The organism is Muriicola sp. SD30, from assembly GCF_041205185.1.
In the GTDB taxonomy this organism is placed as follows: domain Bacteria; phylum Bacteroidota; class Bacteroidia; order Flavobacteriales; family Flavobacteriaceae; genus Muriicola.
In genome coordinates, this window is the sequence record NZ_JBGEWB010000005.1 from 1 (window position 1) to 20,697 (window position 20,697).

Below are 20,697 nucleotides of genomic sequence, written 5' to 3' on the forward strand. Positions count from 1 at the left end.
AACCAAAAGATTTCGCTATGTGCGTGGCGGAAAGCAAACGCCAGTTTGCTCCCGTACTGTTCATAGCTAGACCGTTGTATGCCATTTAAAAAAAGCCAACCGCACAAAACAAAGAGTGCTATCGCACACATTGTTTTTACCCACCCAATAGAATAATTGAATTAATTTGCACTATTTAGACTTGTTAATTTTAATTTTGTCTACATTTGTCAAATGTATTTAATGCAAACAGATAAGCAATGAATAAATTTGGAGAATTAATACGGTCCAAGAGAGAAGAACAAGAAATGCTACTCAGACACTTATCCTCAGAGCTAGACATTGATACCGCAATGCTTAGTAAAATAGAGAGAGGAGAGAAAATCGCTAAACGAGAACATATAAAATATTTAGCAAAACTTTTCAAACTAGACTATAACGAACTGTTTTCACTTTGGTTAGCAGACCAAGTATATAAGTTGGTGAAAAATGAAAAACAAGCATTACAAGCATTAAAGATTGCAGAAAATGGGTTAATGACTAAAGCAAGCAAATGAAACTTTATTCAAAAGAAATAAAATCACTAATTAATAACGATTCAGTTTCTGTAGCTAATCAATTACACCTTTTTAACATTAACAAAAAGGATAGAAATGGTAAATCAATTCAAATAAATGACAATGTCTATAGGCCAATAAAAGCTTTAGGACATACCCCTCCATATAAAATTCATAAATATTTTGCCAGAAGACCATGGAATGTTTTCTCTGAAATAATTAAATCATTCAGCAATGAAAATGAAATTGTTTTAGATCCATTTTGTGGCGGTGGTGTAACGTTATATGAAGGGTTGAAATTAAATAGAAAAGTTTTAGGATTCGACCTAAATCCATTGTCCGTATTTATCATAAACAACATGGTAAGTAAAGGAGAAAATATTAAGTTGTTATTTGAGAGATTCAGTTCAATAATTGAAAAAGTCGGACATCTATATGAAGACTATTATTTCTTTGAGAATGATGGTCAAAGGATTTTTATTGATTGGATAGAAACAACCTTTAAAGTTATTTGCCCTGAATGCAAAAAAGAAACTTTACTCTCGAATGAACTTAGAAATAAACCCGGTTTTTATTCATGTTTAAACCCATCTTGCGAAAATAATTCAAAACAAGAAAAAGGTTTTGCTCAAAGACGATCAAAAAGAATTGGGCATGTCTATTTGTACCTAGTAGGTTTTGATTCTAATAATCAAAAGATTGTTTATAAACCATTAAAAAAAGACTTAAAAAGATTAAATCAACATATTTTATTTTTAGAATCAATAATTACTCAAAACAAAATAGATGTATCAAAAGATTTGATTCCTAAAAACTGGGATAGACAAAAAGAAGATACTCTTGAGGAAAAAGGTATTGTACATTTCCAAGATTTATTTACTCAAAGAAATTTACTAATTAATAATATTCTACTTTTTTATATTAATGAAGAGAAGAAAAATCTTCCAAAAAGTGATTACGAATTATTAAGGATTGCTTTTAGTAACACTGTAAAAGAGACAAACATAATGTCATTTACAAATGATACTTGGCAAGGTGGAAAACCAACTACATGGAGTAAACACGCTTATTGGATACCTTCTCAATTCTGTGAAGTGAATATTTTATCAGCATTTATTAAATCTCTAAAGCGTGTTAAAGACTCATTATCATATAACAACAAATTTGATTATCAATTAAAAAAGACAAATGACTTTAATGATTTAAGTGATTCATCAAATTTTCTTTTGATCAATAATAGTATCGCTTTAAGTGATTTGCCAGAAAATAGCATTGATTCAATAATAACTGACCCCCCCTATGGTAGTAATGTACAATACCTAGAATTATCACATTTCTGGTATGTATGGAACAAAGATATATACGATAGTCAACCGGATTTTACCTTAGAAGCTATTTCTAACAGAAAAAAGGGCTTTAAAGGGGCTAAGTCAATGTATACTTATGAAGACAATCTTTATAGTGTATTTAGTAAATGTTATGAGGTCTTAAAACCAAATAAACATATGATATTAACATTCAACAACAAAGATATTAGTGCTTGGCTATCTCTTCTTTTTTCAATTTTTCGTTCAGGGTTTACTCTTGCTGAAAATGGAATTTATTTTCAAGATGGTGTAGATAATTATAAACAAACTGCTCATACCAGATTTGATGGTTCACCCTATGGAGATTTCATCTACGTGTTCAAAAAAAGCACAGCCGAAGGTTTGAGACATTATGAAAGTGAAGAATCATTTTCAAATGAATTGGATGAATTATACCATAAGTTTTCAAACATTGAAGAGGTTAGTAAATATGACTGGTTAATGGAGTTTTTTAATAGTTCATTACCACTAATAGAAGGCTTTTCAAAGTCCTATTTACAAAACAACAAGCATAGTTTATTTTCTAGATTTAATAAATCATATTTAAAAAAAGTGTACTAAGAATGAGTCGAATAAGTGAAAACAAAATTGTATTAGACACCGATAATCATTCTAGTTTAATAAAAAAGTACGAAGAGATCCTTACCAGATTAATTGAAAAATATGAATTTGTTACTAGAGAAGAATATAAAAATCTAGTCAATTTCAGTACTAATAAAGAAATACCAATCCATAACTGGTATGATTACAAACATGGATACGCTCGTGAATTGATCGCTTCAATTTTAAATGATGTTAAACCAGATAAAAACTTATATGTTCTAGACCCATTTTGTGGGGTAGGGACCACTAATTTAGTTGCTAAAGAATTAGGTTTCAACTCTATTGGAACTGACATTAATCCTATGGCCTACTTTACGTCTAAAGTAAAGTTAGATGACTACTCTGGTAATGATATAACTGAAATCAAAACCTTATTAAACAATTTTGACAAATCTAAGAAATGGGAATTTAATGAAAAGCCCAAGGTAGTTGAGTCTTCATTTATTGAAGACAAGTTAGAAAGCCTACAAAGAATAAAAGGATATATTGATACAATAAGACACGTTAAAGCAAATAACCTGCTGATGATTGCATACTTATCAATCATTGAAGATGCATCAATCCGAGTAAAAGATGGAAATGGTCTAAAACTTAAAAAGAACAAAAAACAAATAGATGATATTTATGAGTATTTCATTTTTAGGTGCAAGCAAATGCTCAATGATATCGAAAACACCTCTTATTCAAAAGAAACAAAACATTTATTCTATAATAGTTCTATTCTAATTGATTCAACTCTTGATTCTTTAAAAGATAAAAAAGTTGGAATATCAATCTTTTCACCTCCTTATGCTAATTGTTTTGATTATTGTGAAGTCTATAAACTTGAATTTTGGTTAGGAGGTTTCGTAGATAGTTATAAGGGATTTTCTAAATATAGATCGATAGCAATGCGATCACATGTCAATTCAAAATTTGATCATACTATTCAGAATCATCTACCTGATGTTGATACCATCGCAAAGTTAATTTCAACATATAATATTTGGAATAAAAACATACCTGATATGTTAAGAGGCTATTTTGATGATATGTTCGAAATATTAAAAAGACAAGCAACCTTATTAGTTAAAAATGGTAAATGTTTTATAGTTGTTGCTAACTCCGGTTATAAAGGTATTATGGTCCCTACTGATCTTTTAATTTGTGAAATCGCTGAAAAGGTTGGTTACAAAGTAAATAACATTTACTACGCTCGTAAAATAAGAGCTTCAGGCCAACAAAACACAGACTTGCATTTAAATTACGATAAAGTAATGCGTGAATCTATTATAGAATTAGAATTGATATGAGATATAGCGAAATACTAAAGAGAAAATACTCCGATTGGAGTAGCCTTGAAAAAGAAATAGAGCAATTAGATACTACTTACGAAAAAGGAGAAGTTTTCGAGCAATTTATATATGCTTATTTAACTTTAAACTCTCAACTCTATCAAATTAAAGAACTCTATCGCTCAACTGAAATTCCAAAAAAATATCTTGAAAAATATAAATTAGAAAAAAAAGACAGTGGTGTTGATGGTCTAATCATTTTAGAAAACAGTAAAGGTGCTGGTTATCAAGTGAAATTTAGGTCAAATAGAAAAAAACCCAGCTACGATGAATTGGCTAAATTCTGGGTAGAAGCTCAGCATACAGATATTAACTATACAATCGCAAATTGTTATACCGTTACTGATTTATCTAAAAAGCAAGAAAAGCATTTACAAATATTAGTTGAAGACTTTGATATTTTAGATAAACATTTTTTTGAATCTCTTTTCACTCTTACTAACAAGCAAAAAATAGGGAAAAGAGTAAAATATCAGCCATATGAGTTTCAAAAAGATATAATTCGGGACACTGTTAATGGATTTAAAAATTCTAACAGAGGTAAAGTAATTGCTGCTTGTGGTACTGGTAAAACTTTAACGTCACTGTGGATAACAGAAAAAATAAACGCAAGAACGGTACTTTTTTTGGCACCAAGTATAGCTCTTGTTAAACAAACATTGGAAGCTTGGGCCAATCAAAGCAACACACCTTTTTCATATTTAGCAGTTTGTAGTGATAAGTCAGTTTCTTTAAATGAAGATGATGATGGTGATATAGCTATTTCTGAACTAAATGTACCTGTAACTACTGATGTTACAGAAATTTCAAACTTTTTACATTCAAAAAATATTGACACTAAGTATATTTTTTCTACTTATCAATCATTACCAGTTATAGCAGAAGCTTTTATGGGGATTGATGATTTTGAATTTGATTTAACAATATTTGATGAAGCTCATAGAACAGCAGGCGCAAAAGAGTCTAGCCTATTTTCATTAGCATTAGATGATAATAATATACCAAGTCGTAAAAGGTTATTCATGACTGCAACTCAACGAATGTTAAGACCAAATTTAAAGAAAATAGCTGCAGACAACGAAAGATTAGTTTTCTCAATGGATGATGAGAATATTTATGGCAAACTCTTCCATAGCTACAATTTTGGAAAAGCAATTAATGACAAGGTTATATCAGATTATGAGATAATTGTTGCAGGTATTCAAGAGTCAGAATTAAAAAGTTGGATAGCAACTAATAAAGAAATAGAAGTTTTAAATGAAGCTGAGGAAACTACTTTTACAACAGCGCAAACATTATTTAGTCAAATAATATTAGCTAAAGCTATAGAGTCATATCCTATCAATAAAGTTATTTCATTTCACTCATCTGTCAATAATGCCAAAGTGTTTTCTGGGGCTATAGGTAATGGTAACAACTTAGATACTTTAATTACTAAAGTAAACAAATCTATAGTTTCTGAAGATTTATACATAGACCACATAAATGGTAGTATGTCAGCAGGTACTCGTCAAGAAAAATTAGATGAATTCAAAAACTCTAAATATGGGCTGATTTCTAATTCCAGATGTTTAACAGAAGGGATTGATGTGCCAATAATTGATTCAATTTACTTTGTTGAAAATAAAAATTCTATCATTGATATTGTTCAAGCTTGTGGAAGAGCGTTAAGAAAACCTGCAAATATCACTGATAAGACCGCCTTTTTTATAATCCCTATCTTAATACCTGACGACTCAACCTCTTCCGATATTGTGAATATGGAATCTTTTGAAATGGTATATTCTGTATTGCAAGCCTTAAGAGATCAAGATGACAGATTAGATGAATGGATTAACGAAATAAATCAAGGAGCGGTTAAAGGCAAATTTGCGAAATATAAAAAAAGCAGTAAAAATCCATTGAAATTCTTTTTACCAAACAGTATAAACATTGATGATTTTGCCGATAAACTTTACTTAAAAATTGCTACTGTAAATGCAAACCCATCGAATATACTTTATGAACCAGCAGTGAAATATGGTAAGAAACAAAGAAAAAGTGGCTATAAAAGAATATTCAAAACACTTGGTGACTATTCAGTAGATTCATATTTCAACAGTTTAGTTATACCAACTATTGAAAAATACAAACCATCTAAACCTTCTATTACAAATAAAGAAGCTAAAATCAACAACAATAATGTATCACATACCTTAAGATTAGGTTTAATTGTCAAGGATCAAAAGAACTATAACATCACTCCTTTAGGAAAAAAGTATTTAGAAGGAAGCATTGACAACACAACTCTTTTCAAACGACAAATGCTTCGTTATTCCACATATTTAGAAGATTCTAATGAAGCGAGACTATTGTTTCCTTATAGAGCCTGTTTGAAAATTATTGAGCAAACTAAATCTTTGAATTTTTTCGAATTTGCATTTGGTGTAAATACACTTTATGATTCTTCAAATGAATCCATACAAGAGGCTATCAAATCGATTTTTGTTTTAAGGGAAAAATACCCAAACCTTTTGTTAGTAAATGAAGCCAATAGAGAATCTATATTAAATGAATTAAACAACCTATTCGGCTCTGAGTATTCATTAACTGATATTTGGACAAAAAGAACCACTTTGTATAATCAGTATGGTTATTTCAGAAATCATTTGTCTGTTTTTTCAGATTTTATCATAATAGAAAATCAAACAATTTGTTTGATACCAGATAAGGTCAATAAACTAAATCAGCTTTTAGCTTTAGATAACAGGCTAGAATACGAACAAGATCACAAAGCTATTTTGAAAAAGTATGTTTCTCCATTCTTAAATTTTGTAATATTCACATTATGATATAAGCTAGCACAGTGCTCAAGCACATTGCAATCCTCCTTCGTGCGGTTGCAAAGAGCTTTCACGCCAACGCTAAAAACGAAATGAATAAAATAAAAACGGCATACAACAATGTGTATAGTGCATAGCACCCTGCGGGATGCTACGACACCATACACTGAACGTTGTGTAACATTTAAAAAAACTCAAATCACATATGACATTTAAGACATAATCATTTGTCACAGAAATGTCTCCCCAATACCGTTATCAAATTGATTTGTAGAAGATAAATTTGAGAAAAAAAGAAATGAATACCATTGGACAAATTATTCACGAATCACGTAAATCAAAAGGTTTAACTCAAGAAGAACTTGCTGAACTATCCAAGGTAAATCTTCGGACAATTCAGCGTTTGGAAAACAATGAAAACGAACCACGTGGAAAAACCCTGCAGTTAATTTGCGAGGTATTAAACCTTGAGATAGAAAAAGTAAAAAGTTTAGATTCTAATTCCAAACAAAAAGAATTAGGCGCTTTAATAGTCAATGGTTTCTTTTTACTGGTATTAAATTTTGTCTTAATGGGAATATTTGGATATCTAACTTTAGACTCTGAAGCCAATCTTAACAGTAGACTAGGAGGGATTCTGTTGAGTTTTTTCCTGCCTCTTTTTATTGTCTTGAATACAAAACAAATGAATGGGCTTGAACGAATGCTAAAGTTTGGTAGCGGTTTTATTCTTTACATCATTCTAATCCTTGTGTTGCATGGATTTGTAGTAGGATTTGGATCAGGCTTATTTATTTGTCTTACTGTGGCCCTAAGTATTCTATACTACGGGAATAAAATAATTACTACCTAAAAATGAAAAATAAAACGTTACACAACAACGGCTATAATTCATCGCTACTTTAGAACTTCCTTGAAATTTCCTACATTTAAATAAAACTAAATCTGGCTTAAATGGTTAAACGGCCAGGGCTCGCTTTGCCAGCGCGAATTTCTAACGACAAAGCCGTTAGATCCTCCGCTAGCTTCGCCCCCAACACCGCGCCGCAATCATAGCCAAGACCGTTGTAAGCAATTCCGAATGACAAAAACCTCCAATGATTCCATAAGACGATTTCTCATTTTGATTTTTGTTCTAATTTCAATTATAAGTTTAGGGTCATTTGGTTATATGTTTTTCATGACAGCATTTGCAATAGGATGGTCAGGAGGAGATATGACGAATTGGGAATTAGTATGGATTAATAAAAGTCCTCTTCTTTTTTTCATTATTTCCTTAATGGCAGCTATTGGACTTAAAAAAAGAAAATCAATCGGGATAATTTGCGGATATACCATTCCCTTCTCATTTTTAATCGCTATTATTAATTTAGAAATATCTTTATTTTCCTTCTCTAGTGAACAGGAAATAAATACGTATTCCATAATAGATTCAATATTTAAGCTTTTTGTCTGGATAGTTATACCCATTTTGATATTTATTGGTGTAAATAAACTGAGGAATGAACACCAAAATTTTGGCCTATTGCATTATTTAATGACAGGAGGTCTAATATTGGTTTTATCTACCACTTCAATCATAATGTGGAGTTTTTGAAGAACTGCTTACAACAACGGCTATAACTCATGGCTTATCGCTTGGCCGTTTTTTCCTATTTTTAAAGTAACAAAAAAACGTCTGACGCTTGCCACGAAGTCATAGCCAAGACCGTTGTGCTTCATTATTCCTCACTCTTACGGAATAAAAAATTATTCTAACTTTAGAGAAATAACTAACCAATGATAAAATTCTTCCGAAAAATTCGTCAAAACTTACTAATGGAAAACAAAACTGGAAAGTATTTTAAATATGCAATAGGTGAAATTCTTCTAGTTGTTATCGGAATTTTAATAGCACTACAAGTTAACAATTGGAACGAAAACAGAAAACTGAGAAATACAGAAATTGGATTGCTTATAGAATTAAAAGAGGATCTAATTGAAACATTGGATGATTTGGAGACCGATATTAAGTTGGTAAAAGGGACTCTAAAAATTACAGATTCTCTTTTTAAAAAGATGATGATTCACAAAAAGAATAAAAGTACTGAGCCTTTTCCACTTAAGACAGGTCAACTTTTAAACCCAATTCTTTATCCCAAACTCGGTGCCTATGAAGCATTACAAAATTATGGTATCAATAACATTTCTAATGATAGTTTAAGAAGGGATATTACTGATTTATATCAACTACAACTTACGCGAGTAACGGAAGTAGAACGAAGAATTATAGAGTTTGATGCTGAGGAATTGAAACCCTATATAGTGGACGTCTCTATAATTAAAAGTGAAAGCGATGATTACAATTCGATAAATGAACTATGGGATTTACAAATTTTGATTCAACAACCAACGGATAAGCTTGTACATCTTTACATGTCAAGATACTGGTTATTTCTATGGGCTCACTCATTATACGATAAAGCCGCTTTGAGTATTGAAAATTTAATTAAGGATATCGACTCAGAACTTGACAAGAAGTAGGATGATAAAATCACTATAACAATAAATAACGAAAGCACAACAACGTGTATAATTAATTGCTAGTTCTAGCCTACTTACGAAAATTCCGCTGGAATTTTCTATTTGTGATTTGTTTGCTAAATTAGTTACTGAAACACGCAACTAACCATACACAAGACCGTTGGCAAACATTTTCAATGAAACTTACGCTCGCTTCATTTATCATTTTCAATTTGATTATTGGTTGCAAAAATCAAGACAAAAAGATAATTGATATACCAAATGACCTAGTATTGATTCAAGACAGTGTTATAACCATAAATACCGAATCTAAGGAGGTCAAGTTTGAGGGCACACCAAGTTTAGAAGAAGGTATTACAGAATTCAAATATCTTGGATATAATCCGCGAATTGAATTTCATGCGGTGTCGGCATCTTTTTGGGAAGAGACCGAAGTATACTTAATTGATAATAAAACGGCAAAAACTACCACGATTTGGAATTTTCCTACATATTCTCCTAACGATAGTTTAATTGCCTGCCTATCTCAGGAATATGGTCTAGAGGGAATACCGAACGGATTTCAAGTTTGGAAATTATCTGCCAATAGGACATTGACCAAAATTGAAGAACTTGATCAAAAAGAATGGGTTCCGCGGGAATTGATTTGGTTAGATAATAGTACTATTCAATTGAAGATTACACCAGTTCAACAATTTTATGAAAATGGAATGCCTTCTGACAAGATCTTTATTAATAAAGTTTTCAAAATAAACTAATTAACGTTTGCCAACAACGCCTATAATCCATCGCTCTCCTAGGCTTGCGCTTATTTCCTATCTTAATTTTGATTAATTCGCCTTGGAATGGTCTTTGCGATGAAGCGCCGTATCATAGCCAGGGCCGTTGTAGCTAATACAAAAAAATGAGCTGATGACAAATATCATTTATTATGTGGCTACTTCACTTGATGGTTTCATAGCAGGACACAATGACGACATAAGTCTCTTCACAACCGGTGGAAAAGGTGTTGACAAATACCTAGCCGACCTTCAAGATTTTAAAACTGTGATAATGGGTCGAAGAACCTATGAATTTGGTTATCAATATGGACTTGTGCCCGGTCAACCTGCATACCCGCATATGGAACATTTCATTTTTTCAAATTCATTGCAATTGGAAAATTTGGCTGAAACAGTACGTATTGAGAAATTATCCATCGACCGAGTAAAAGAAATCAAACAGTCGGCTCAAACTGATATTTATTTGTGCGGTGGTGGAGAATTTGCTGGATGGCTATTGGACAATGGTCTCATTGACCGATTGAAATTGAAATTAAATCCAATAATTCTTGGAAACGGAATTCGAATATTTGGGAACTCCACAACTAAAGCTAAATGGAATCTGATTGAAACTGAATCATTTGAGGAAGGATTAAAAATTTTGACTTATCAAATTGAAAAATAAAGTACTAGCTACAACAACGGCTATAACACATCGCTCGCCAAGGTTGGCGCTTATTTCCTATCTTAGTTAAAACAAATCTGGTTCGGAAAGGACGGCGCAACCAAGCGCCGTGTCATAGCCGGGACCGTTGGCAATAATTATGAGAATAAGATTTAGATATACAATATTGGCTATTTCGTTCTTGCTCTTTATATGGGGCTGTAAAAAGGAAAAAAGAACGGAAAAGTCCATTTATGAGACTTTAGAGGAATTACCTGACAGCATACAAGTGGGTGGAATAACATTTATGTATGGGTTCAAAAATCAAATTTTGGCACACAAAAATGAAGTTTTTGATTCAATTTATATCGAGAAAAGGTTTTACAAACCAAATCAATATTTATTCGATTCTTGTTTCAATTTCTTCCCGACACCTATCTATTCACTAAAAGAGGTAAAAAAATGGAACTCAACGTATCTCAAGGACTATGATACTATCGTTTGGAAACAAACAAAATTTCTTATCGAGCAAAATATAGATAGTTTATTCAGAGAGCATCTTAGGGGAGTTCAAGATATAACTGGAATAAAAGGAAATGCAAAATTTTTGGCTTATTTCCCTCCCAAGAATTATGGAATTTCAGGTGGTTGCGACCCTCAATCAATGGCTTTTGACTTAATGTATAAAATTGAGGACAAAGATTATATTCAAAGCGTGATTCCCCATGAAATCGAACACACGGTTTATGAAAGCCAAATGGGAAATGACCCTTATTACTCAACTGGAATTGGGGTGACGATTGACGAAGGCCTTGCAAGTTTTTTTGAGCATCGATACTTGAATAAGCCCGAATCAATAATCTTAAACTCAGAGGAAGAGACGAGTTGGTTAATCGAGCATGAAAGGGTAATTTTTGAAAAATTGGAACCATTCTTTTTCAAAGAACTTGATGAGGCTTGTCCACTCCTTTATCACTTTGACCGGAATTCAGAATGTGAACCTCTAATTTTTAATACTCCAACTAAAATAGTAAAAGTCAACCTTGGTTATTTTCTTGGACATAGAATAGTTGAACGGTATGAACTTACGAATGGAAAAGATTCATGGAAAGATGCTTATAAATTATCGCCAAGGGAATTCTATGAAAGAAGTGGCTATAAAGAACATATAACTAAATAACTATTGCCAACAACGCCTATAATCCATCGCTCCCCTAGGTTTGCGAATATTTGCTAACTTGTTTTATAATAATCTCGCCCAGGTTTGGGCGGCGCATCCAAGCGCCGTATCATAGCCAGGGCCGTTAGCACCTATTTCTCCAGCTGAAGAAAATCACCTACATACTAATCCTTACGGCTAGTTCTACCCTAGTAGCATATCTATATACTCTCTCGAACGATGGATTTGGTATAGGTGATGTTATTCCTTTTCTGGTATATACTTTGATTCTTTCATCCCTCTCGCTATTGTTGATAGGACTGTATAATAAGTCATTTAAAAGAGTACACTACATAATTGGATTTGTTTTGTCCATTGTTTTTTCAGTTGTTCAAACAATAATTTTTATACTTATCCTATGGTTTGTATTCGGACCATGGATCGGAGCGATAAGCTTTCCATTTCAATTATGTTGGCTTGTTGGCATTGGACTTGCTAACCTTTACTTGTTAACAACTTCAGAAAGCAAATTTCATTTCCGCCATCTACTGATTGTCATGGGAATAGCTGCGCTATTGGCATTAAGCATTCAACTGTATCACCAAGGGAAAGATGCTCTAGCAAAACAACAGAACTATGATTTAATATGTCTTGTCCATAGACCAACAGATACTATACAATCAAGCATTAAAGACCTAACCAAATTTGGATTATCTGAAGTAGAAGCTTCAAAAATCCTTGAACAAAATATTAATGGAACCTTTTGGACTGATAAGTTTTTTAGAGTTTCGGAATCGAAAATGATTTCAACTGATTACCCAAAGTTTGATTTTGATTTAATGGAAGATACTCCAGGTGCTGAAATCAAATTCATTTTCGGTAATAGACTTGACTCCACAGCAAATCTTAGCTCCAATAAAATTATCATCATAATGAACCATCCTTTAGAGGAGAATTATGAATTCAATGAACCATTAAATTCATCCATGATCCTGATTCAGGACTTAACTGGTAACAGCTTCAAGGAGATTCATCTTGGAGAGGAGGTGAATTCGAAATTAATTACTATTAAGAAAACTGATTTCCGTTCGTTCCCTTATTCAACTCCCCTGATTCTAGACCTTAAGGGAAGAAATGAGTTCCGACTTCATGGGTTCCAGTGGCTAGAAAAATGAACAGGTGCTAACAACGCCTATAAGCCATCGCTGTCGATGGCTTTCCCAAAAGCGCTATCTTAGTTTTTGATAATTAGCCCTCGAAGGGTCTGCGCAATGAAGCGCCGGCTTATAGCCAGGGCCGTTACCAATTGAAATATTTTTCGCTAATCCTAAATGGCTTCCACTAGCCTCTCATTATACGCATCCAGAACGTCCGTTGGAAGTGATTTCAAATAGATTTGTGTCGTATTAAGCTTGCTATGACCAAGCATCGCTGAAATAGCCTGCAAGGGGATGTTTTGAAGCATGGCATGGGTCGCGAAGCTGTGTCGTGAGACATAGGTGGTCAGTCTATGCCGTATTCCACACAATGCGGCTATTTCTTTCAAACCTCTGTTGTAGCGGTGACGCTCCCAGTCGATATCCTTGTACTGATCTTCCAGTGAAACCCTATTAATTACAGGAAGGATGAATTCCTTCTCCGATTTTCCATTGATATAGTATTCGAGCAGCTCCCATAAGGAGTCTGTTATTTTAATATTGTAGTGTTTCGAGGTCTTTTTGCGCCTGACCAGAATACGACCTTGTACTATGTTTTCTATTTTCAAAAAACACATATCCACAAAGGACATCCCATAGAGCATATAGGAGATCAAAAAATAATTCCTGTAATGGAAAAGTTTTGTTCCCGTTTTTACTTTGAGTGCCATGATCATACTAAGACTTTCTGCATCTAAAGCCCGCTTTGCAGTTGGAGTCATTCGGATCTTGTAATGAAAAAATGGATAGGCCTCTCTTTCGATGTACCCTTCCTTGATGCCTTTGTTGTAGATTGCTTTCAGTACTCTCATATAAGAAGCCACCCCGTTTGGTGTATTCCCTTCCTTGGAAAGATGGAATTGCTCGAACTTCTTGAGGAAATCGTAATTGATTTCGTTAAATCGAATGTCCCTTCCTTTGTTAAATACACGAAGTATCCCAATCAGTCCTGCATAGGACCGGGCAGTACCGTATCGTTGCGAGGCATTGAGCTCTGCAACTTTCTCTTCACCAAATGCCAGGAAGGAGTCAAAATTCTTTTTGCGAGAGATCCGTTCGCGTACCTGATTGATAGACATATAATCCAACTCTCCCCGGTCGAATAGCTTGTTTAAAATATCCACCATTCGTGTTTTCTCCTTGAGGAATAAATTATTTATCCGGCTCACGTGGCGAGCACCAGGCCAGGAGGGTTTGATCTCTGATTTTCGAACATCCCAATAGGCAGGATGTACTGAAAATCCCGTGGTGATCGAAGTGGTTTTTCGGTGGTGAGTGAGGCGAAAAACTATGGGATAGGACCCGTCCTTTTTCTTCCTTCTCGTATCTTGTAAAAGGCTTAAAAATGTCTTCACAAACCAGAAGGTAGTGAAAAAAATTTGCAAACAATTTGCAAACAATTTGGTGATGTCAATTGAATTCAATTAATATCAAAAATTATGTAAATATCAGAAAATGAGAATCATATGAAGGATTTTTTGTTCATTAAGACCCCACTGGCCGAGGCTGTTAATCAGAGGGTCCTTGGTTCGAGCCCAAGAGGAGGAGCCCAGTGAGAGTAAGCCTTTCGAGAAATCGAGAGGCTTTTTTATTTTCATGGGGACAACATAGGGACAACAAATCTTCATTTTTTATTTACGAATATTTTCTTTGTTGAATAACTCCTTTTAGGCCTTTCCTTTTTAAATAGTTGACCCATAAAAGGTCAATGAACGAAACTACTAAAAGAGACCGCGTTTGGGACTCTCTGGGATAAGACCAGACAAGTTTGTAAATAAGCACCATAAAACTGCCGTTTTGTGGAACTCCAAAAATGGTAAACTATGGCTCATATAGGCTAGATATAATTATTAACTTTATCTCCATAAATTAACCAATAACTATATTCGTTTATTGGGCGTAATGCCGAAGAATTTAAGTTAATTTTTCAAGAATGATTAGTTTTACTACAATAATTAGAAGTTAATTATGGCGTTCGAAAGTATAACAGATGATAAAATTAAGGAGCTATTAGAATGCCCTAAACGCTTGACTAATCCTCAAGCAAGAAATAAAAGTAAAGAAGGTCGCGAACAAGTAAATTACAACGTTGTTTCCTTAGATGGTTCTGACCACAAATTTGAAATTTATAAAAGACAAAATCTTAGACCTGGAATGGAAGATGATTTTTCTTGTGGAATTTCATGGGTAGCTGCAAATGGAGAAACTTTAACTCTAAAACGATACAATGGTTCAAGTCACGCCCATCCTAATCACCTGGAAAAAAATCGATTAGGTTATAAATGTCACATTCATATCGCAACTGAAAAATATATTCAGGCTAATAGAAAAGCGGAAGGTTATGCGGAGGAAACCAATAGGTATAGCACCTTGGAAGGAGCACTTTATTGCTTAATGAACGATTGTAATATAAAAGGTTTGTCTACAACATCCGATATAACAAATCAAACAACGATATTTGACTAATGAATTTAAATAAGCAAATATTACAAGAAACATTGTGTACACTTATGTGTGCTAATGTAAAAATTCACCAAAAGAGTGAAGATTTGCTTATGGTTGACACTCCCTTTTATTTTTCAGATGGAGATCCTTATCAACTTTATATAAAAGAAATGCCGGCTGGGATAATTAGACTAACCGACATGGGCCACACTTTAATGCATTTAAGCTATGAAAATGACATAGATAAGTTTAGAGATGGGACAAGAGGTAAATTGTTTGAACAAATAAAGGCTGAATGCTTTGTTAATGAAAATAACGGAGAGTTTTATATTGATGACCAAATAGAAAATTTAAGCATCAATATTTTTAGATTAGGTCAAGCTCTAACTAAAATTAGTGACTTGACATTCCTTAACAGAGCCCGTGCCGAATCCACTTTTTATGAAGATTTAAACGAACAATTATTTAGAATAATTGGAGCAGATAATATAATTAAAGATTACACTTATTCACAAATGGATAATGCTCAAGATTATCCAATAGACTACTACATTGAGGGTAAGCACGCTCCGTTGTTCTTGTTTGGGATTCCAAATAGAGACAAAGCTAGACTTACTACCATAACTTTGGAGAGATTATTAAGAGCAAAAGTGGACTTTGATAGTCTATTAATTTTCTCAGACCAATCTACAATTCCAAAGCAAGACTTAGCTAGATTATCTAACGCTGGCGGAGAGATGATTGCTTCTTTGGACGCCGAGGATGACTTTTCTAGAAAACTTTTAAGAAAGGTAGGATAAAGCACTAAGCCCAACAACGCCAATAAACAATACGGGCTTTGGGCTCAATCGAAAGGTTCGCGTATTTTTATGAAGTCCGCAAAATCTTATGGATTTTGCTTTGTCGAGAAAAAACATAACCGAAAGATTTCGCTATGTGCCTGGCGAAAAGTCAACGCCTGTTTGCTCCCGTACTGTTAATAGCTAAACCGTTAGCGGTCAGCAGATAACTCCCCTGTACTAAACAAAACGCATAACACTAAAATCCGAATATGTAATTTTGCAATTGGTCTATCTACCATTTATAATTGGTATATTTGCCAATTATATTATTTTTCTTTATTTTTGCTTTATAACTTCAAAAGTGGCGACAACACATTAAATACGGTACAGAATGATATGAAAAAAGAACACAAAGAGTATTTCGCAAGTGAAAAGGATTTTTTAGCACATGAGTTTAAGTCAAAATCAAGAATAATTGATGACAAAATGGTCGAGGTTATTGCACCAGATGGAGAAGTTTTTTCCGTATTGGCTTCGATAGGGATTTACACTAATGAAGAAACTCGTCATAATCAACTACATATAATAGAATATGTTTTTGACAAAAATTTCTCTGATGACAAGGAATTAATGACCCAGAATATTTGGAAAGATTTATTGCTAAATGGTGTGTCATTTATGGGTATGAGTTCTGGAGACAAACAAGGAGAAAGAACTCGAATCGGAAATAAAATTCGTCAAATTCGGAAAGAAAAGAGAATTGAAGCAAAAGACTTGGCAAGGTTAGCAAATATAGATGCTGCAAATCTTAGTAGAATTGAACAAGGTAAATATTCCGTTGGTCTTGATATTCTTTCAAAGCTAGCATCTGCTTTAGGATACCATATTGACATTGTACCCAATCAAATGTAATCAAAATGGAAAATTTACTTGAAACTTATAATGCCATTCAAGAATGCTATTATAAAAATGAGCATTACTCTGTTCGTGATAATGGTGCTGTATTAAGACATCCTCTTAACAATAGACGAACTCGACCGACAGACAATAAATGGACTTTTGGTAAACCAAACATCAAGACAGGTTATTTAGAAATTGCATCAGTTCGTATTGATAGGAAAGTTGCAACAGTATTACGCTAAAGCAAGGGCAGGAATGCACAGGTGGTGACTCAATCGATGATTATTGTTAAAAAAATAAAATGCCAAACCGCTAACATTGGATATAATTCATTGTGGTTTTGAGACTCACCAAAATAAAAGTATAAATCAAACAACAGGATTCCGTAAGGACAATTTCCGTTAGAAATGTCCACAGCGAAATCATAGCCGGAACCGCTAGCTGCAAGTTTAATCGACAGAAGTGTATATAAAAATAAATCAAGAATTGACATGTTAACATATAAGGAACTCATAGCGCTAAGGGACAAATTGGCAAACGACGAGGTTGGATTGGAATTTGCAAAAGCACAATATTGGAATGACCTCAAAGAAGGACAACGTTCTTGGCATACAAAGGACTGGAAGGAAAGAAGGGCAAAAATTATTAAAGACAAATGTGAAATATGCAGTAGTAAAGAGACATTAACTATACAGCATCTTTCTCACCCAAGAAAATATTCAGAATATCTAAGAGAAATAACAAGGGAATATGCTAAAGACTACATGAATACTAATCCCGAAATTGATAAGTATGAATTTATTAATTACATACTAAAAAATTACGATTATGTTCCCATTGCTTTGTGCCCAAATTGTAAGGGTAAAAATCCAAGTCAAAGAGTGAGAAAAATTCCAAAATACCGTTGCGCGGATTGTAAGCACGAATTTGATGAAGCGATTTATAGATCGGCATTCGAACTCATATCAATTTTTTATGAAGATGAGGATGCATACGAAGTTCGAGATAAGTGTTTTGTGTCAAAGGATAAATATAAAAACAAGCATAATCTATCAAATGTAAGATATTGGTTGCAAAGAGAACGTGCAAAGAATAAAGACGCTGTAACGATTGAAAAAGAGGCGTTTTTACTTTATCTAAACGACAACATTAAATATCTTTCCTTTGAAGATACCATAACTGCTTGCAAAAAATGTGCATCTAACTTTGACTTACATAAAATGGAATTATGCCCAAAATGTAAAGAACACTACAAAGGCATTCAATATCCAACTTGTATCCAATGTTTGCCAGATGAAAAACGAAAAGCTGCACTGGATCTAATTGAGTTTGGTAAAGAATGGCATGAAATGCATAAAAGACTTGGAATCGATTAGTTTAAGTCAAGGCATGCATTATCTAAATTAAGCCTAACTGATAACAAAGAACTGAGTTAAAATCTCCTATTTTCAACAGTTAAGAACAAATATTCAATAGTCTCGTAAACTAACGTTTTATAGCACTTTGTAATATTGCCCGAAACCACTTATTCAATTATTTTCAGTAAAACGTTGCATCTTCCAACAATTCTTCAAATAACACCATTTCCGAACGTTAAAATTTCTTTGGCTTTCTTTTGGTAATCCACTCCGTTCTAATTTGAACAAAATCATAAAGGAAATACCATGGAAGAAAACGAAAACATCGTGGGGCTGCTATCCGATATCAAGGGTCTGCTGTCCCACACCAAAAAAGTGATGAACGTGGAAGATCTGGCCGCCTACACCGGACTCTCCAAAAGCAAAATCTATAAGCTGACACAGTTGAAGCTTATCCCAATGGGAAACAACCCGCATATCCGTCAGAAATTCTTTTACAAGGACACAATCGATGCCTGGTTGATGGGAAATCCGGATCTATCGGACGAAAGCCTGGAACGCCTTTTCAATGAGTCCCTGTTGAAGAATAGGAAATAACTTACCATTATTATGAAACTGTCGGAACGGAATTTTCAGGGCATCTGGATACCAAGAGTCATCTATCTGAATCCGGAAGTCAACTGGCACGCGAAGATCCTGTTCCTAGAGATCCACAGCTTTACCGAAAACGGCAGGGAGTTCTATATGTCCAACAAGTACATCGCTTCCTTTCTCCATATTTCCGAAAGACAGGTCACCCGGTACATTTCCGAACTGAAGTCCTTGGGCTGGATAACGGAAACATCCTTTAATGGAAGAAAGCGCTATCTCAAAAGTCTGTTACATTTTGGTCCTGAAACGGGCGGATCAGCCCTGTCAAAAGTTTCGGGGCAGCCTAGACAAAATTGTCCAGGCAGCATTGACAAAAGTGTCTACCATACTAAACAAGAGATAAAACAAGGAACAAAACAATTTACTTTTTTAAAAGAAAAAGAAAAAAACAGAAGTCCAATCTTGGAATAGGCGATATGGAAAATGGAAGTTTAGACCGGTTTTCAAACAAGCAAACGGAGCCAAGGCCGTTGTGCGACCCAGGGCTTTTTAAAAAGGTTTTTTTTAGGGCGGCACAGGAATTTTACGCCCGGGCGGATATGGACTTCGAGGTGGACGGAGACAACAAGAATTTCCTGGGCCATTTTTGCAGGTATTGGAACCGGCACCCAGAATTCGAGCTTCTGGAAAATATCTCGCTCCGAAAAGGTTTGTTGGTCTTCGGGTCCTATGGTACCGGAAAGACATCGAGCTTCAGGATCATCCAGGACATGTCCAAACAATACGGGCTCAAGGAACTGTGGTTTCCCTGCATCAGCGCCCAAGAGGTAGTGGCCAAATACAATGAAAACAGGAACAAGGAAGAGATCATCGAATACTATTCCAAGGGGACGTTCCTATTCGATGACCTGGGATCGGAAACCGTGGGAAACAATGTCTACCAATATGGAAATGAGGAAATATTCGTACGGATCCTGCTCAACCGGTACCGGAATTTTGAGAGCCTAGGGACAAAGACCCATATCACGACCAATCTGGACCTTTCCCAAATAGAGGGCCGGTACGGAAGACAGATCTCGGATCGGTTCATAAGAATGTTCAACCGCTTAAAATTGGACGGCCCAAGTCGGAGAAGATAGCAGATGAAAGAAAAACCTAAAATACCCTAGATTCAATAGCAAAGTTCCAAAAAAGAATTGTTGAACAGAGAGAAACAAAAAAGAGGAATAGCAAGAGGGCAACACGCTTGCGCGGTGTTGCAGTATTTCATTCACGCATAAAGCATTGTTTAACAGTTCCTTAAAGCGCAAGTTGTTCAAATAGTTACTTTTCACCAAACTGATTTTTGCGTCAAATGGCTTTGAAACCCCTATAAACAGGCTCAAATTTGCGGCAAAAACTAATTCCTTGGAAATGGATATTGAAGACCATTTACCGGCAGGTCAAGTTTTTACGCAAAAACTCCCACCTTTGTTTTGTTGGAATCGGCAGGACGATTCCGCTTAATAAATCCTGTCCCTGCGGAAGTCGGAAATCCTCCGGATTTATCAACCTCCTCGGAACCGCTCCTAAAAGCATGGAGCGTAGAAATAACGCCCCATGCCTTTATCCTTGCCAACGCTCGGTCACTACCCTTGAAAAAAGAAATTTCGTTCT

The 20,697-nt window shown here is 34.3% G+C and carries 20 protein-coding genes; 18 read left to right on the forward strand and 2 right to left on the reverse strand.

The genetic code is table 11. The annotated features are described in order from the left end of the window. Positions 1-239 precede the first annotated feature (239 nt). The 5 genes from AB8P51_RS14780 to AB8P51_RS14800 all read left to right on the forward strand — a co-directional run bounded on the left by AB8P51_RS14780 (position 240) and on the right by AB8P51_RS14800 (position 7,515). Positions 240-536, forward strand: coding sequence for a helix-turn-helix domain-containing protein (locus AB8P51_RS14780; protein WP_369749649.1), 297 nt, complete (start codon positions 240-242; stop codon positions 534-536). Continuing rightward, positions 533-2,464: a DNA methyltransferase gene (locus AB8P51_RS14785; protein ID WP_369749650.1), complete on the forward strand. Its 1,932-nt coding sequence runs from the start codon at positions 533-535 to the stop codon at positions 2,462-2,464. Before AB8P51_RS14780 ends, AB8P51_RS14785 begins: the two co-directional genes overlap by 4 nt. Before the next feature lie 2 nt (positions 2,465-2,466). After that, positions 2,467-3,798 carry a DNA methyltransferase gene (locus AB8P51_RS14790; RefSeq protein WP_369749651.1) on the forward strand — a complete coding sequence of 444 codons (1,332 nt, stop codon included), beginning with the start codon at positions 2,467-2,469 and terminating at the stop codon, positions 3,796-3,798. Next, positions 3,795-6,671 (forward strand): DEAD/DEAH box helicase family protein, encoded by a 2,877-nt coding sequence (locus AB8P51_RS14795; protein WP_369749653.1) that lies wholly within the window; start codon positions 3,795-3,797, stop codon positions 6,669-6,671. Before AB8P51_RS14790 ends, AB8P51_RS14795 begins: the two co-directional genes overlap by 4 nt. A gap of 289 nt (positions 6,672-6,960) precedes the next feature. Beyond that, complete coding sequence (locus tag AB8P51_RS14800; RefSeq protein ID WP_369749654.1) at positions 6,961-7,515, forward strand: helix-turn-helix domain-containing protein; 555 nt, start codon at positions 6,961-6,963, stop codon at positions 7,513-7,515. A 314-nt stretch (positions 7,516-7,829) separates the two neighbouring features. Here the strand turns inward: AB8P51_RS14800 and AB8P51_RS14805 are convergent, their stop codons facing one another. Next, positions 7,830-8,132, reverse strand: a complete 303-nt coding sequence (locus AB8P51_RS14805; RefSeq protein WP_369749655.1) for a hypothetical protein — start codon at positions 8,130-8,132, stop codon at positions 7,830-7,832. A 348-nt stretch (positions 8,133-8,480) separates the two neighbouring features. Between AB8P51_RS14805 and AB8P51_RS14810 the strand changes: the two genes are divergently transcribed. The 5 genes from AB8P51_RS14810 (at position 8,481) to AB8P51_RS14830 (ending at position 12,944) form a co-directional block, all read left to right on the forward strand. Further along, positions 8,481-9,185 carry a DUF6090 family protein gene (locus tag AB8P51_RS14810; RefSeq protein WP_369749656.1) on the forward strand — a complete coding sequence of 235 codons (705 nt, stop codon included), beginning with the start codon at positions 8,481-8,483 and terminating at the stop codon, positions 9,183-9,185. Between the two features lie 176 nt (positions 9,186-9,361). Continuing rightward, entirely contained in the window at positions 9,362-9,943 is a 582-nt protein-coding gene (locus AB8P51_RS14815; protein WP_369749657.1) for a hypothetical protein, read from the forward strand. A 154-nt stretch (positions 9,944-10,097) separates the two neighbouring features. Then, complete coding sequence (locus tag AB8P51_RS14820) at positions 10,098-10,631, forward strand: dihydrofolate reductase family protein (protein WP_369749658.1); 534 nt, start codon at positions 10,098-10,100, stop codon at positions 10,629-10,631. Between the two features lie 139 nt (positions 10,632-10,770). Continuing rightward, complete coding sequence (locus tag AB8P51_RS14825) at positions 10,771-11,790, forward strand: DUF2268 domain-containing putative Zn-dependent protease (protein ID WP_369749659.1); 1,020 nt, start codon at positions 10,771-10,773, stop codon at positions 11,788-11,790. A 536-nt stretch (positions 11,791-12,326) separates the two neighbouring features. After that, complete coding sequence (locus AB8P51_RS14830) at positions 12,327-12,944, forward strand: hypothetical protein (RefSeq protein ID WP_369749660.1); 618 nt, start codon at positions 12,327-12,329, stop codon at positions 12,942-12,944. 152 nt (positions 12,945-13,096) lie between these two features. Here AB8P51_RS14830 and AB8P51_RS14835 read toward each other — a convergent pair whose 3' ends face one another. After that, a complete protein-coding gene (locus tag AB8P51_RS14835; protein ID WP_369749661.1) occupies positions 13,097-14,320 on the reverse strand; it encodes a site-specific integrase in 1,224 nt (407 codons plus the stop codon). Between the two features lie 613 nt (positions 14,321-14,933). Here AB8P51_RS14835 and AB8P51_RS14840 point away from each other — a divergent pair. The 8 genes from AB8P51_RS14840 (at position 14,934) to AB8P51_RS14875 (ending at position 20,180) form a co-directional block, all read left to right on the forward strand. Then, on the forward strand, positions 14,934-15,431 hold the full coding sequence (locus AB8P51_RS14840) for a hypothetical protein (RefSeq protein ID WP_369749662.1): 498 nt from the start codon (positions 14,934-14,936) through the stop codon (positions 15,429-15,431). Further along, positions 15,431-16,210 carry a DUF1828 domain-containing protein gene (locus AB8P51_RS14845; RefSeq protein WP_369749663.1) on the forward strand — a complete coding sequence of 260 codons (780 nt, stop codon included), beginning with the start codon at positions 15,431-15,433 and terminating at the stop codon, positions 16,208-16,210. Before AB8P51_RS14840 ends, AB8P51_RS14845 begins: the two co-directional genes overlap by 1 nt. A 378-nt stretch (positions 16,211-16,588) precedes the next feature. Further along, entirely contained in the window at positions 16,589-17,104 is a 516-nt protein-coding gene (locus tag AB8P51_RS14850) for a helix-turn-helix domain-containing protein (protein WP_369749664.1), read from the forward strand. Between the two features lie 5 nt (positions 17,105-17,109). Next, positions 17,110-17,334 carry a hypothetical protein gene (locus AB8P51_RS14855; protein ID WP_369749665.1) on the forward strand — a complete coding sequence of 75 codons (225 nt, stop codon included), beginning with the start codon at positions 17,110-17,112 and terminating at the stop codon, positions 17,332-17,334. 249 nt (positions 17,335-17,583) lie between these two features. Continuing rightward, on the forward strand, positions 17,584-18,468 hold the full coding sequence (locus AB8P51_RS14860; RefSeq protein WP_369749666.1) for a hypothetical protein: 885 nt from the start codon (positions 17,584-17,586) through the stop codon (positions 18,466-18,468). A 288-nt stretch (positions 18,469-18,756) separates the two neighbouring features. Continuing rightward, entirely contained in the window at positions 18,757-19,047 is a 291-nt protein-coding gene (locus AB8P51_RS14865) for a helix-turn-helix transcriptional regulator (protein ID WP_369749667.1), read from the forward strand. A gap of 12 nt (positions 19,048-19,059) precedes the next feature. After that, positions 19,060-19,512 carry a helix-turn-helix domain-containing protein gene (locus tag AB8P51_RS14870; protein ID WP_369749668.1) on the forward strand — a complete coding sequence of 151 codons (453 nt, stop codon included), beginning with the start codon at positions 19,060-19,062 and terminating at the stop codon, positions 19,510-19,512. A 128-nt stretch (positions 19,513-19,640) separates the two neighbouring features. Next, positions 19,641-20,180 (forward strand): hypothetical protein, encoded by a 540-nt coding sequence (locus tag AB8P51_RS14875; protein ID WP_369749669.1) that lies wholly within the window; start codon positions 19,641-19,643, stop codon positions 20,178-20,180. Positions 20,181-20,697 lie beyond the last annotated feature (517 nt).